Below are 14,122 nucleotides of genomic sequence, written 5' to 3' on the forward strand. Positions count from 1 at the left end.
TGCAAAGGTTAACCCTGCAGCATGTTATTTCATAAAAATGGAAAATGAATTTTTGATGAAATATGATACCCTAAATTTCAGAGAAGTTTAGAAGGATTTCCTGTGCAGTAACCCTTGTTAAGAATGTCATAAAGAAATATATAGCAAAGAATGGGGGAGGATACAATGACCTATTTATATTTTTTATATATTACAGTCGGTGTTATTTTAGGAACCTTGATATTTGGTCCACTTGGGTTTATTTTAGGTGGATTTATAGGATTTCTTGGTGGAGCTAGTCAATCAAACCGTAAGAAGGTTGATGAATTAAATCGGAATAAAATTGAAGAATTAGAAATAGAAATTAATAAACTAAAAAATGAGAATAGATCGAGATTTTAAGCTACGTCAGGATTTTTGTGAATTTTGCCCACTTATCCAAAGAAAACGCAAATTATATGTTATTATACAGACTTGAAAGATAACAAAAAACCCTGAAACCCTTGTTTTTAAGGGTTTCAGGGTTTTTAAATAATGAGTTATACAAAACGAACTTATTAACGAGAGTAGTACTCAACGATAAGTGGTTCGTTGATTTCTGAAGGTAGTTCAGAACGTTCAGGGAAACGATTGAACGTCGCTTCTTTTTTGTCTTCATCCAATGTAAGGTATTCAGGTACGAAGTTGTTCACTTCAATTGCTTCTGCAATAATGTCAAGATCTTGTGATTTCTCACGTACCCCGATTACTTGACCAGGTTTGACACGGTATGATGGGATGTCAACGCGACTTCCATCTACAGTGATATGACCGTGACCAACTAATTGACGTGCTTGACGACGTGTACGAGCAAGACCTGCACGGTAAACAAGGTTGTCTAAGCGAGATTCAAGTAGAATCATGAAGTTCTCACCGTGAACACCTTTCAATTTTGCTGCATCTTCAAAGATGCGGCGGAATTGACGTTCAGTTAAACCATACATGAAACGAAGCTTTTGCTTCTCTTGTAACTGAAGTCCATATTCAGATTGTTTTTTACGCTGGTTCGGACCATGTTGACCCGGAGCGTAAGGGCGTTTCTCTAATTCCTTACCTGTACCGCTTAGAGAAATGCCGTAGCGACGTGATTTTTTCCATAGAGAGCCTGTGAAACGTGCCACTAGCGTCTCCTCCTTTATATATGAATTTGCATAAAATAAAAAGGATGTGTCCCGTACTATGCTCATTTTGCATTCATGTACCTTCGCTCCAGCAGCAGAGAGTTACGCGATACACCTCTAACTTGAGGTACAAAATGATGACACAGCTAGTTCACCTAAGCTGCCTTTTATTTTACACAAAGGATATTATAAGGAAAAATAGTGGGGGAGTCAAGTGTTTAGGAGAGATTAGAGAGATTATAAGATATGATTCTTAATGGAGCGAATTGATATCTCGTGTTCACCGACCATTTGATAGATAGTAATTTGATTTCTTCTTATCTCTTTCCACTGCTTCGTTTGTTTCAAGTACAGCTTGTTTAATTAATTGTTGTTCTTCTTTCATAGCAAGCTGATCTTCTTTCATCGTATGTTGTTCTTCTTTCATAGCGAGTTGATCTTCTCTCATGGATTTTTGCTCAATTTTCATAGCTTGTTGTTCATTTTTAATAAATTGTTGGTTATCTTTCACAGCCAGAAGATTTTCTCTTATAGATTTTTGATCCTCTTTCATAGTTCTTTGATCATCACTCATGATTTGTTGTTCTTTCTTCATCATTTGCTGCTCATTTTTTAATGAATCAAGATCCTTTTGAATATGAGACCACACATTGTTAAGGTCATCTTTGGTGGCGAATTTCTCTAAGTCCTTCTTTGTTGCAAAGTTTTTAAGAATGTCTTTCATATATTGATGGTTTGATTCCAATGATGTTACGCGGTTGTTAATACTATGGAGTTCAGACAATATCAAATCTAATTTTTCTTCGAGCATCTGATATAATCCTTTCCAATTTATTTAAGATTATTATACCATGATTGAGTCGAATTTTGGTATAAAAAATAGCACCAAAATTGGTGCTAACAACGCCATGCTTATAAGTGTTTGATTAACAATTCAACAAATTCTTCTAAGTATTTTTTGTCTGTTTCATCGAAGCGGTTTTTAATCGGGCTGTCGATATCTAATACACCGAATACTTCATCGTTTATGATGATTGGAACAACAATTTCGGATTGGCTTTGTGCATCGCAAGCAATATGTCCTGGGAATTGGTGAACATCTTCGACAAGAATCGTTTTACGTTCTGCAGTTGCCGTGCCACATACGCCTTTGCCATTAGCTATTCTCACACAAGCTGGTAAGCCTTGGAATGGTCCTAAGACAAGCTCGTCGTCTTTCATTTCATAAAAACCAACCCAATTAACTTGATCTAAAAATTGATTTAGTAGTGCGCTTGCATTAGCTAAGTTAGCTGTTAAATCTTTTTCGTCTTCTAGTAAGTAATCAAGCTGTTTTATAAGTAAATCATAATTTTCTTCTCTAGTTCCACTGTACGTGATAGCTTCAAACAATTTAATACGCTCCTTTTATGGTTTAAATTAAAAATTTGTCGAAAATAGCCGATAAATATTTAAAGGTATTTTATCATAACAATCGAATATTAAGAGAAAGAGGTGATTTTATGTCAGAATTAAGCTCAAAACAAAGAATCATGGAGGCTGCCGCCCAGTTGTTTTTTTACAATGGATTCAATGGAACATCTATACGTTCAATCACCGATAAAGCCAGTGTTAACGTGTCAATGATTCATTATCATTTTAAAAATAAGCAAGGGTTATTAGAACATATGACGGTCGACTATTTTGAGAATTACTTAGATTTATTAGAACTGTTAACCGAACAGGAGGATGACCTTTCGAGTTCAGACGTTTTCTTTCAAGTTATTGAACAAATTATACATTATAAATACGATTATTTTCAATTCAGTTGTTTTATTCAACGTGAATTGTCATTAGATAATATGTTTATTCGTGAATTATTTTCCACCTATGTGGCTAAAGAAAAATTCCTGCTTGAGAAAATTACCGAATCGATTTCAAAAGCATGGAATTTAAAAAGTGTGGAACGCGAGGTTTTTTACATACAATTAAAAAGTTTAATCAATGGTCCATTCGTTTATGCCAATGATTGGCAGGAACATTACCATTGGGATCAAAGCGGTTATATTTTTGTTAAGAAATATATGGAAACATTTAAAAAATGGTTTTCTTTTAAATAAGTGTCTAAAAATGTCGTATATTCGCAAATTTTATAGCAAATGATTACCAAAACATGCTATCATAGAAATGAGCTATTTGAGTCAATAGTTGTGTAAGGTTAGGGGGCTTTTGATGGAGATTATATTAATCATTTTTATAACAATCGTACTATTTATATTAGTTGGAGTCATCATGAGAAAGAAGGTCTATCAACGTGTAGACGCCCTTGAAGAACAAAAAGTCCTATTGATGAATCGTCAAGTGGCTGAAGAACTAGGGAAGGTTCGTGGTCTTAATTTAACAGGCGAAACCGAAGAATTATTTGAATCATGGCGTAATGAATGGGACCGAATCAATGATGAGATTTTTTCAAACGTGGAAGAAGATTTGTTAGATGCTGAGGAATCAGCTGAACGATACCGATTTGGAAAAGCATTTCGTATTATTAATCATATCGGACGTGAATTAGATCAAGTTGAAAAAACGATTGATGACATATTTCAAGAAGTCGATCGGTTAATTCATTCAGAAGAGGATAGCCGACAAGAAATAGAAAAAATCAAACCACAAATCAGTGAAGTGCGCAAAAAGGTTTTACAGAACGGTTACCAGCTAGGTAAAGCAGAAGTTGTCTTTGAGGTCGAATTAGATGATATCGAAAAAGAACTAGACGAATACGAGCAACAAACGGAATCCGGAAACTATACAGAAGCCCATCAATTAGCTCATCATATAAGTCACCATTTAAATGAGCTTGATCAAAAGGTACAAAGCTTCCCAGAATTATATCGCATATGTAAGCAGGTCTTACCCGAAGATCTAGATCACTTACAAAATGGATTAAGGGAAATGCGTGACGAAGGTTATCGAATTCAAATTCTTGGGTTTGATAAGGAAATACATACACATCATGAAACATTATTAGCACTTATTGATCAGTTGAATAAAGGTGAAGATGATGGGGTTGAAGAAAAGATTGAACAAATTCGCTCTCGTATTTTAGAAATTTACGATGAACTAGAAAAAGAAGCTTTAGATAAAAATTTCGTCATGCAGCGGTTAGGTTCGTTAGAAGAAAAAGTAGCAGACGCAAAAGAGCGCTTTGCTCAAACTAAAGAAAATGTCATGGCCGTTAAGGAAAATTATCATTTAAACGATGCCAAATATGAAGAGCAGTATCAATTAGAAAAAACGATTGATCGTTTAGATAAAGAAGCGGCCCATATTAAGGTGATGGTTGAGGAAGAAGAGAAGCTTTATTCCACCATTCGTGCTGAAGTTGAAAAATGGCTGACGGATTATGAAAACTGGGAACAGCCACAAGCCGAATTTGATCAGTATCTTCACAATTTAAGGAAAGATGAAATGGACGCAAGAGACCATATAAGTGAGCTAAAACAAGGGATTATTAACGTACGACAAAATTTACAAAAGAGTAATTTACCTGGAATACCGAACTATATCGTTGAGCTAGTGGAAGAGGGTAGAGCATTAGTGTCTGATGCAGTCCTATCACTTGAAGAACAACCATTAGATATGGATCGAATTTCCCACGCTAATGAAAAAGCTGAAAAGGCAGTCAATCGGGCCGTTGAACAGACAGAATTACTCATCGAACAGGCACAATTAGCAGAGAAGGTCATCCAATACGCAAATCGTTATCGTACAGGTTATCCAATATTGGCTGCAAAAATTTCTGAAGCTGAACAAGCTTTTTTGAATTATGAATATGAAGTCGCTTTAGAAAAAGTATCACAGACACTAGAAGAGATAGAACCAGGCGCATTGAAGCGCATAGAGGAAGTCTTAACTGAAACAACTGTGTCGTAGAAGTTCAAGTTGGGGGAGATAAAAATGGAGCGTCTTATTGTCGGTTTAAGCAGTGCCTTATTTGTGATTACCTGGACGTTTCTTATTGTATTAATGTTGCAGCCTGATGATCAAGTTTATCAGGCTAAGGGCCATAGTATTTCCAAGGAAATACGCGTTAGTCAAAAAGATTCATCAACTTATTATGCTTATGTTGAAAGAAATACGAATTCAGAACAAAAAGAAACTGAACCCATTGACATATCTAATTTTGATGAGGCTGTAACAGATCATCCAACAGAGGGTGTTTCGATTGATACATTATTAGAGATGTATAATCTGAATGAAGAAGCTACTCCTAATTCATAAGGGAGTAGCTTTATTTATGGGATAAATTATGTTAATATAATTCGATGCAAAACGTACGCAAAGGAGTCATCCTGATGATTTATTTAGATAATAGTGCAACGACACAACCAGATCCTGAAGTCTTAAAAACATTTCAAACGGTTTCGACAAATTTTTTTGCTAATCCTTCATCCATCCATTCAGCTGGTAGTGAAGTCGAAAAATTATTTAATAAAGCACGAGAACAAATTGCGACAATATTAAAAGTTAATCGAGAAGAAATTATCTTTACTTCCGGTGGAACTGAGAGTAATAATTTGGCTATTAAAGGAATCGCTTATGAACATAAAAATAGAGGTCATCATATTATTACAACCCAAATTGAACATCCTGCCGTTCTTCAAGTTTGTAAACAATTAGAAGATGAAGGCTTTAAGGTTACTTATTTACCGGTTGATAAATATGGGATGATCGATATGGATGAATTGAAACAAGCGATTACGGATGAAACCATACTTGTTACGATCATGCATGTTAATAACGAGATCGGGAGCATTCAACCAATTGAAGAAATAGCTAAGCATTTAAAGCAGTATCCGAAAATTATGTTTCACACGGACCATGTGCAAGGCTATGGAAAAATTCCATTACCTTATCATGTGGATGGTTTAGATTTAGTATCGATATCAGGGCATAAAATCCATGGTTTGAAGGGAACAGGTTGTTTAATTAAAAAACGTCACGTGACCCTACAGCCACTGTTTCAAGGCGGTTCACAGGAAGATGCTGTTAGGCCCGGTACAGAAAATGTAGCTGGAATTGTATCATTAGCAAAGGCCATGCGTTTAATGCATGAAAATCAATCCAGTTATAGTCGTTTAAATAACTTACACCAAAAGCTGTACCAGAAATTAGAAAAATTTGATTGGACGATTATTAATTCATCAAAAAATGGAGCTGCACATATATTTAATTTTTCAATTCCTGGTTTTAAACCGGAAGTCTTAATCCACGCCTTAGGTGAGAAAGACATTTTTGTATCTACAAAGTCTGCTTGTTCATCAAAACAGAATGAACCGAGTCACGTTTTAATGGCTTGTGGTAAAGATTTAGAAGCTAGTGCGGCTATTAGAGTCAGTATGAACTTAGATCAGGATGAACACGATATAGATCAATTTATTGAAGCATTAGTTCAAATTGTTGAACAATACGAAAATATAATGGGGTAGTTAAGATGAAGTATGATCATATATTAGTTCGTTACGGGGAACTAGCATTAAAAGGAAAAAATAAAAAATCATTTATTCAAATTTTAAAAAGAAATGTGGAAAGAAAGCTTTCTGCGTTTCCAAATATAAAGGTTAAAGCTAAACGTGACCACATGTATATTTTATTAAACGGTGAAGACCATGAACCCATATTAGAAAATTGTAAGGACATCATCGGTATTCAATCGTTTAGCTTAGCCATGAAAGTTGAGAATGAAGAAGAAAAGATTAAAGCTGGAGCCTTGAAAGCACTGATACTAGAAGAAGGTCAAACCTTTAAAATAACAGCCAAACGTCCAAATAAAGACTTTCCGATTTCTTCTCAAGATATGAATCAGATTTTAGGTGGACATTTATTACGGAATACGAATGGATGGTCGGTAGATGTACATGAACCAGACGTTGAAATACGAGTGGAAATCCGTCATGATGCAACGTACATTACGTCTAAAAAAATTGAGGGTCAAGGCGGACTTCCTGTCGGCACTACTGGGAAATCGTTATTGTTAATGTCAGGTGGTATAGATAGTCCTGTCGCAGGTTATCTTGCCATGAACCGTGGTGTCGAGATTGAGGCTATTCATTTCCATTCACCCCCATTTACAAGTGACAGAGCTAAGCAAAAAGTTGAGGACCTAGCTCGTGTTTTAACCAAATATGGTGGTGATGTAAAAGTCCATTTTGTTCCGTTTACTGAAATTCAGCAAAAAATCTTTCAGGAAGCACCTGAGAATTATGGCATGACCATTATGCGACGCTTAATGATGCGTATTAGTGAAATGGTTGCTAAAAATCGTGACATTTTATCACTAACGACTGGAGAAAGCCTTGGTCAAGTGGCAAGTCAAACGATGGAAAGCATGCACGCGATTAATGAAGTGACAAATTATCCGATCATACGTCCATTAGTCGCGATGGATAAGGTTGATATTATTGATATTTCTAAAGAGATTGGCGCTTATGAGATCTCAATTAGACCTTATGAAGATTGCTGTACTATTTTTGTACCAAAAGCTCCAAAAACACGGCCAAGAAGAGAAAAAGTTAATGAATTTGAAAGACCGATTGATTTTAGTGAGGATATCGAGAAGGCTCTATCTGAAATAGAAACTGTATCTTTTAGTGCCTCTGAAAACGAGTCTGAAGAAGAGTTTGAGGATTTATTATAAAACCCTTTTACTTACCAAGTTTTGCATAGTATTATTACTTCCTTGCTGTTCACAATAGTAAGTGAGGAGGTGATTAGCCATGGCAAACCAAAACTCTAATAACTCAAACCAATTATTAGTTCCTGGCGTTGATGCCGCATTAAACCAAATGAAAACTGAAATTGCACAAGAGTTTGGTGTACAGCTAGGCGCTGATTCAACATCTCGTTCTAATGGTTCAGTAGGAGGAGAAATCACAAAACGTCTAGTGCAACAAGCACAACAACAAATGAATGGTCAACAACAATAACATTTATGTTTTTAAATTAAAGGGGCGGCTCTATGCTGCCCTTTTTTTAATTGTTAAAGATTTATGGTATGTAGTTCCCATAACGTCGAGGAATTTAAAACACAAAAACACCTGATGTAACCCAAGCGATTTAAACTTAATTGATTAATTTTTATTGTTAGAAAAAAATGGCATCATTCCTAATTGTCTTCGTCACTTTTGTATTCTAGAATGTCTCCAGGCTGACATTCTAAAGCCTTACAAATCGTATCTAAAGTTGATAATCGAATCGCTTTTGCCTTTCCATTTTTCAATATAGAAAGGTTAGCCATTGTGATACCAACCCTCTCCGAAAGTTCTGTTACACTCATTTTCCTTTTAGCCAGCATCACATCAATATTGATTATAATTGCCATGTTATCACCTCAGACTATTAAGTCATTTTCCGATTTTATATCAATTGCTTCTTGTAAAAGTTTTTTGAGCACTGCAGCGAATACTGCGATTACGGTTGAAGCAAAGATAGGTATCATTCCGATTATTATAAGTCCTGGGGCATCGTCTAGCTCTGCTATGAGATAAACGAAAGGCATCATTAGAATATACAAACCACTGATTGTTATTGCGCAGAATTTGATCTTCTTTAGAGCCTTAACAGACAACTCAGAGAATGCTTGGTTCTTGTCAATATAACTTAAAAGTTTAAAAGCCTGATACAAAGCAACGAAAAATGGAATCACGGATACATACAAACTTATTAAAATGGGATATTATAGGCATAATCAGGGTTTGCTGGATTATTAGCTAACCAAAGCAATCCAAATATACTCAACGCAAGAACTGGAGTACCAATAAGTAAAACAGCAATCTTTAAAAAGTGTGTTGAACTATGTTTCATCAAAAGCACCTCACTTATTTATGGTCACTTTTATTATAATATATTTTTATCGTTTTTCAATAAAAATTTATATATTTACATTATGTTCTTATTGTTATATATATCATTTTTCACATTAATGGTATTCTTTAGATTTTGGGAATTTCTTAGAGTGACTAATTTAAATAAAAATCGTAATTGGTAAATATTTTTTTAAGAAAAATTAAAATTAGTCCTCTATTCTTAACAGAAATATAATATAATGAAATTAAAGATAACAACTTGGGGGAAAATCTACATGTTTAAAAGAAAGTATTTCGTTGCTGTTTTAGTACTACTATTGAGCTTGTGGTCGGCTAGTTTAGTTTCTGCGGAAGGGGAGGAAGTCGAATCTATCAAAAATGTCTCAATTCTATCAAGCTTTGAGACTAATCTTGAAGAACGAGTATTACCTAATCCTGTCCCAAGATATGTTTATGATTCTGGGTTAAATTTTGAGTATCCAGATGCTGTTAGAGGTATCTATTTAACGGGTCATTCAGCAGGGAACTCAAGGTTCGAAAAGTTAGTTGATTATGTTAATCAAACAGATCTGAACGCTATGGTCATTGATATTAAGGACGATCATGGCTATATCACTTATAAAATGCCAGAGGAATCACCTTTTTATGATGCTTCTCGTAACTTTATTAAAGAACCAAGAGCAGTATTAGAACGACTTGAGAAGGAGCAAATTTATCCAATTGCAAGAATAGTTGTGTTTAAGGATACATATTTGGCAACGCAACAACCAGAGTGGTCATTTAAACAAAATGGGCAAGTCTGGAGAAATGGAAATAAGGATGCGTTTGTGAATCCGTTCGTAAAAGATGTTTGGGAGTATAATGTTGAAATTGCTAAAGAAGCAGCCAAACTAGGGTTTCAGGAAATTCAATTTGACTATGTTCGTTTTCCAGAAGGCTTCGAGCATCGTGATGAAATATTAGATTACTCTCGTGGTGAATATGATGAAGCAAGCCTGAATAATGTCAAAGAGCGTGTCAATGCGGTGACAGATTTTGTTGCTTACGCTAAGAAAGAGTTAGAACCTTATCAGGTTGATGTTTCAGTGGATATTTTTGGTTACACAGCAGATATTGTAGAAGCACCTGGAATCGGTCAGAATTTTTTAACGATATCAGAAAATGTAGATGTTATTTCATCGATGATCTACCCGAGTCATTGGGGACCTGGATATTTTAATATTCAAAATCCAGATTCGGAGCCTTATCGATTAATTGACGAGTATGCAAAAAGAGAAAATGAATTGTTAAATCAATTAGATGATGCCCCGACGAGTCGACCTTGGATTCAGGACTTTACAGCTTCTTGGTTGTATAGTGGACCGTCATTTGTATACGGCCCGAAACAGGTTCAAGCTCAAATTGAAGCACTCTATGCGAATGAGATATATGAGTATTTAATTTGGGATCCATTAAATACTTATACCGAGGGTGTTGACTACGACCCGAGTGGTAAATAGTATAGATAGGTTAAACACGTGAATTTTTCATAATTCACGTGTTATTTTTTGTTTGAAAAACTTAAATAAAAATGATGTGAACTTAAACAATTTAAAGGTTAACTTAAATAACAATTTTATAACTTAAACAAATGACCTTAGAACTTAAATAAAAGTTATTAAAACTTAAACAAAAAGCCCATTTTAATAAAAATCCAACAAGTCAAGTATTCTTGAGAAATATGCTTAATTCTCATACCTCTGCTTTAAATAGATCATAAATTGGACAAATTACGTTAAGTAAAACTAATTTACTTTAAATTTGTAATATTTCTAAGTATTCACGCGTTTGTTTACACAATAAAAAGGGATTAGAAATAGAAGTTGTGATGAACATGATTATTGATAGTATATCCCCTTCATCCTTTATAAATGGCGTTTAACCTTGAAATTGATCTTCTGTATAATGATTTTTGATGAATGTTATAGCATAATTTTCAAGTTTTGCAACACGATAAAGGTCAAAGAAAACTCATAGAAGGAGTAGATCAATGAATTGGTATGAAAAGCTTAATCAGTATTTTCCGGTAGAGGAGATGAAGTCAAAAGAGCATATGGAAATGCTTTTGAAGGAAAAGGGTGACGTTTATCATAAAGATGAAGGCGAATACCATGTGATGATGTATGCTGAATTTGACTCATTTATCTTTATTGATTATGTTTATGTATCTCCTAAATCAAGAGGTCAAGGTATTGGCCACAAATTAATGGAAAAACTGAAAGCAAAAGACAAGCCGATCATTCTTGAGGTTGAGCCTTTTGATTATGAAGACAGTGATTCTGAAAAACGATTGCGTTTCTACCAAAGAGAAGGATTCAAACACGCGCAGTCAATTGGTTATACGAGAAAATCACTTGCAACTAATGAGGTCAACCCAATGGAGATTCTTTACTGGTCACCAGATGAAGAGTCAGAGGAAGTTATTTATGAGAAAATGAAAGAAATGTATGAGAAAATTCATACTTATAAAGATGAAGAAATATATGGTGAGTCTTATCAGCCAGTTGAAGAAGTATTGAAAATTGATAAGTCTAGAGATGCCGATATCTTTGATGCATTAGAAAACCTTAAAAGCGTTTAATATTCTCAAATAAAGCTGCCCAACTGAAAAAGATGTTAGGGTAGCTTTTCTGTGCATTGAAGTAAGTTTTTGAGACGAAAAAAATGGGCAAATATCATAAAAATTACATATAAAAGGTTTAATTATCCAAAAGTAGGGAAAACCATAAATAAATACAATAATTAATGTGAATAAATTATTACAAATTCCGAAATAACCTATCCAAAATTTTCACACTGTAGTATAATTACTTCGAAAGGTAGTTTAAATTCATTATAAACTAATAACAGTTAAAAGCTGTTACGAATATAGTACCTTTCAAAAAGGAGGGTGAATGGCGTTGGTAACATTATTTACATCACCAAGCTGTACATCTTGTAGAAAAGCTCGTGCATGGTTAGAAGACCAAAGTATTCCATTTAAAGAGCGAAACATTTTTTCTGATTCATTGACGGAAGATGAGGTAAAAGAAATTCTCCGTATGACTGAAGATGGTACGGATGAAATTATCTCAACCCGTTCCAAAGTATTTCAATCTTTAGATGTTAGTCTAGATCAAATGCCATTAAAAGATTTGATTAGTCTAATTCAAAAGAACCCTGGTTTATTACGACGTCCAATCATATTAGATGATAAACGTCTTCAAGTAGGTTATAACGAAGATGAGATACGTCGATTCTTACCAAGAAAAGTACGTTCTTTTCAACTTAAAGAAGCTCAACGTTTAGTTAATTGATATGAAAAAAAGTCGAATCAAACCAGTTGATTCGACTTTTTTAGTTCTTAATTCGCTGATTATAGGAATAACCTAAAAGGCATACGATAAGAATTGAGATGGATGGTAATAATAAATGTTCATTGGGAATGTACGAAAAATAATGCTCCATCCGCTCTTCACGCAGGATAAGATCAGCGCTCGTATAAGCTATTAACGAAGCTCCAGCATAAACGATGATAGGGTACTTATTCATGATTCGGAGGATGATCTTACTTCCGAAAATAATTATCGGAACTGATATAGCTAGTCCAATCACAATAAGTATGAGGTTCTGATTCGAAACCGCAGCAATAGCCAAAACATTATCAAGGCTCATAATAAAATCCGCTATTACAATTGTTTTAACAGCCCCATAAAGCGTTGATGCTGAATCGACTTGCCGATCATCTTCTTGTTCTATTAGTAATTTTAAGGCGATGTAAAATAAAAACAATCCACCGATTAGCTGAATATAGGGAATAGTGAGTAAGAAAATGACCACACTAGCTAAACAAACACGCATTAAAATCGCTAAACTTGTCCCTAATACAATGGCTTTGTTTTGACCGTGTCTAGGGAGGTTTCGACTAGCCATAGCGATGACAACAGCGTTATCTCCACCTAAAATTAGATCAAGTCCTATGATAATCAAGATAGCTTTAAGCAAGTCCCAATTGAGATCAAGTAATACTAATTCCATAAAAAACCTCCCATATTAGTAGTGACAAATACAAAAAATTAGGTTAAAATCATACATTAAATAAAATATATGCACAAAGATTGTTCAATATTTCAATCTGTAATATACTATGAGACATAGTTAGGGCAAATATGGATTTATTCTGAAATTAGTTAAAATGATTTTCATTTTATTAGTACCTATCATAAAATATGATAAAGAGGACCAGCTTATGAAAATGATTACCTACTATTCAAAAAGGGTAAATAATCTACAACTAATTAAAATATTCATGTAGTCCTTCCCAGTTTTATTTAAAAAAAGAAGGGAGAGGAAAAAATGGAAATAGAGCGTATTAATGAGAATACACTGAAATTTTATATCTCCTATCGTGATATAGAGGAAAGAGGCTTTAACCGCGAAGATATTTGGTACAATCGTGAAAAAGGAGAACAACTCTTCTAGGAAATGATGGATGAAGTAAATGATCAAGAAGAATTTAATATAGATGGACCATTATGGATTCAAGTTCAAGCATTAGATAAAGGCTTGGAAATCGTAGTTACAAAAGCACAGGTTTCTAAAAATGGGGATAAATTAGAGTTTCCACATGAAGAATTGAATCCACTTCAAACAAATCTAGACGATAAATTGGAATCATTAATGGATCATAGTCATCATAAACGTCGTAAGACAAAGAAAAAATATCAACCTGATCATGATAAGAAAGACGAAGATGATCCAATGGATGATTTAAATATTATGGTGAATTTTAATGACCTTGAAGATGCCATTTCATTAAGTCATTCGATGACTGATTCGCGATTTATTGATGATGCTTTATATGCTTTTGAAAATCGATACTATCTATATGTATTATTCCCTGAGGGCTTCTTAAGTGAAGACGAACAAGAGGATTGTATTAGTCACTTACTTGAATACGGTGAAGAGTCCAGTATGTCTATTCATTATTTAATGGAATACGGCAATCAAGTTTTTGAGAAAAATGCTTTAAGACAACTGAAGAAAACATTCCAAGCTATTTAAGCACTGATTAACGTCAGTGCTTTTTTTCATTTTATTTAGTTGCAAAATGGTATAAAATTC

Annotated in this window: 15 protein-coding genes and 2 pseudogenes; 11 read left to right on the plus strand and 6 right to left on the minus strand. The window is 34.3% G+C overall.

Annotation, left to right across the window (positions count from 1 at the left end):
• Positions 1 to 165 precede the first annotated feature (165 nt).
• Positions 166 to 381, plus strand: a complete 216-nt coding sequence (locus tag BLP77_RS12780) for a hypothetical protein (protein ID WP_093857523.1) — start codon at positions 166 to 168, stop codon at positions 379 to 381.
• Positions 382 to 536: 155 nt separating this feature from the next.
• Here BLP77_RS12780 and rpsD read toward each other — a convergent pair whose 3' ends face one another.
• The 3 genes from rpsD to BLP77_RS12795 all read right to left on the minus strand — a co-directional run bounded on the left by rpsD (position 537) and on the right by BLP77_RS12795 (position 2,531).
• Positions 537 to 1,139, minus strand: coding sequence for a 30S ribosomal protein S4 (rpsD, locus tag BLP77_RS12785; protein ID WP_093857524.1), 603 nt, complete (start codon positions 1,137 to 1,139; stop codon positions 537 to 539).
• Positions 1,140 to 1,419: 280 nt separating this feature from the next.
• Complete coding sequence (locus BLP77_RS12790) at positions 1,420 to 1,950, minus strand: hypothetical protein (RefSeq protein WP_093857525.1); 531 nt, start codon at positions 1,948 to 1,950, stop codon at positions 1,420 to 1,422.
• A 101-nt stretch (positions 1,951 to 2,051) separates the two neighbouring features.
• Positions 2,052 to 2,531 carry a GAF domain-containing protein gene (locus BLP77_RS12795; RefSeq protein ID WP_093857526.1) on the minus strand — a complete coding sequence of 160 codons (480 nt, stop codon included), beginning with the start codon at positions 2,529 to 2,531 and terminating at the stop codon, positions 2,052 to 2,054.
• Positions 2,532 to 2,641: 110 nt separating this feature from the next.
• Here BLP77_RS12795 and refZ point away from each other — a divergent pair, with 110 nt between their 5' ends.
• The 6 genes from refZ (at position 2,642) to BLP77_RS12825 (ending at position 8,101) form a co-directional block, all read left to right on the plus strand.
• Positions 2,642 to 3,238, plus strand: coding sequence for a forespore capture DNA-binding protein RefZ (gene refZ, locus BLP77_RS12800; RefSeq protein ID WP_093857527.1), 597 nt, complete (start codon positions 2,642 to 2,644; stop codon positions 3,236 to 3,238).
• Between the two features lie 112 nt (positions 3,239 to 3,350).
• A complete protein-coding gene (locus BLP77_RS12805; RefSeq protein ID WP_093857528.1) occupies positions 3,351 to 5,048 on the plus strand; it encodes a septation ring formation regulator EzrA in 1,698 nt (565 codons plus the stop codon).
• A gap of 24 nt (positions 5,049 to 5,072) precedes the next feature.
• On the plus strand, positions 5,073 to 5,396 hold the full coding sequence (locus BLP77_RS12810) for a hypothetical protein (RefSeq protein WP_093857529.1): 324 nt from the start codon (positions 5,073 to 5,075) through the stop codon (positions 5,394 to 5,396).
• A gap of 74 nt (positions 5,397 to 5,470) precedes the next feature.
• Positions 5,471 to 6,604: a cysteine desulfurase family protein gene (locus tag BLP77_RS12815; protein ID WP_093857530.1), complete on the plus strand. Its 1,134-nt coding sequence runs from the start codon at positions 5,471 to 5,473 to the stop codon at positions 6,602 to 6,604.
• 5 nt (positions 6,605 to 6,609) lie between these two features.
• Complete coding sequence (gene thiI, locus BLP77_RS12820) at positions 6,610 to 7,812, plus strand: tRNA uracil 4-sulfurtransferase ThiI (RefSeq protein ID WP_093857531.1); 1,203 nt, start codon at positions 6,610 to 6,612, stop codon at positions 7,810 to 7,812.
• A gap of 79 nt (positions 7,813 to 7,891) precedes the next feature.
• Positions 7,892 to 8,101 (plus strand): alpha/beta-type small acid-soluble spore protein, encoded by a 210-nt coding sequence (locus BLP77_RS12825; RefSeq protein ID WP_093857532.1) that lies wholly within the window; start codon positions 7,892 to 7,894, stop codon positions 8,099 to 8,101.
• 179 nt (positions 8,102 to 8,280) lie between these two features.
• Here BLP77_RS12825 and BLP77_RS12830 read toward each other — a convergent pair whose 3' ends face one another.
• Together BLP77_RS12830 and BLP77_RS12835 are read right to left on the minus strand one after the other, a co-directional pair.
• Complete coding sequence (locus tag BLP77_RS12830; RefSeq protein ID WP_093857533.1) at positions 8,281 to 8,496, minus strand: helix-turn-helix domain-containing protein; 216 nt, start codon at positions 8,494 to 8,496, stop codon at positions 8,281 to 8,283.
• Between the two features lie 9 nt (positions 8,497 to 8,505).
• Positions 8,506 to 8,978 (minus strand): annotated as a pseudogene (locus BLP77_RS12835) (DUF2975 domain-containing protein).
• A 277-nt stretch (positions 8,979 to 9,255) separates the two neighbouring features.
• Between BLP77_RS12835 and BLP77_RS12840 the strand changes: the two are divergent.
• The 3 genes from BLP77_RS12840 to spxA all read left to right on the plus strand — a co-directional run bounded on the left by BLP77_RS12840 (position 9,256) and on the right by spxA (position 12,315).
• Positions 9,256 to 10,479 (plus strand): putative glycoside hydrolase, encoded by a 1,224-nt coding sequence (locus BLP77_RS12840; protein ID WP_093857534.1) that lies wholly within the window; start codon positions 9,256 to 9,258, stop codon positions 10,477 to 10,479.
• A 530-nt stretch (positions 10,480 to 11,009) separates the two neighbouring features.
• Positions 11,010 to 11,600 carry a GNAT family N-acetyltransferase gene (locus tag BLP77_RS12845; protein WP_093857535.1) on the plus strand — a complete coding sequence of 197 codons (591 nt, stop codon included), beginning with the start codon at positions 11,010 to 11,012 and terminating at the stop codon, positions 11,598 to 11,600.
• A gap of 319 nt (positions 11,601 to 11,919) precedes the next feature.
• A complete protein-coding gene (spxA, locus tag BLP77_RS12850; protein WP_093857577.1) occupies positions 11,920 to 12,315 on the plus strand; it encodes a transcriptional regulator SpxA in 396 nt (131 codons plus the stop codon).
• 40 nt (positions 12,316 to 12,355) lie between these two features.
• Here spxA and BLP77_RS12855 read toward each other — a convergent pair whose 3' ends face one another.
• A complete protein-coding gene (locus tag BLP77_RS12855) occupies positions 12,356 to 13,036 on the minus strand; it encodes a TerC family protein (protein WP_093857536.1) in 681 nt (226 codons plus the stop codon).
• Positions 13,037 to 13,354: 318 nt separating this feature from the next.
• On the opposite strand from BLP77_RS12855, the pseudogene mecA reads away from it, so the two are divergent.
• Positions 13,355 to 14,062: pseudogene (gene mecA / locus BLP77_RS12860) on the plus strand (adaptor protein MecA).
• The last annotated feature ends 60 nt before the right edge of the window (positions 14,063 to 14,122 follow it).

Origin of the sequence: Tenuibacillus multivorans (genome assembly GCF_900103915.1) — a bacterium.
GTDB lineage: Bacteria > Bacillota > Bacilli > Bacillales > Alkalibacillaceae > Tenuibacillus > Tenuibacillus multivorans.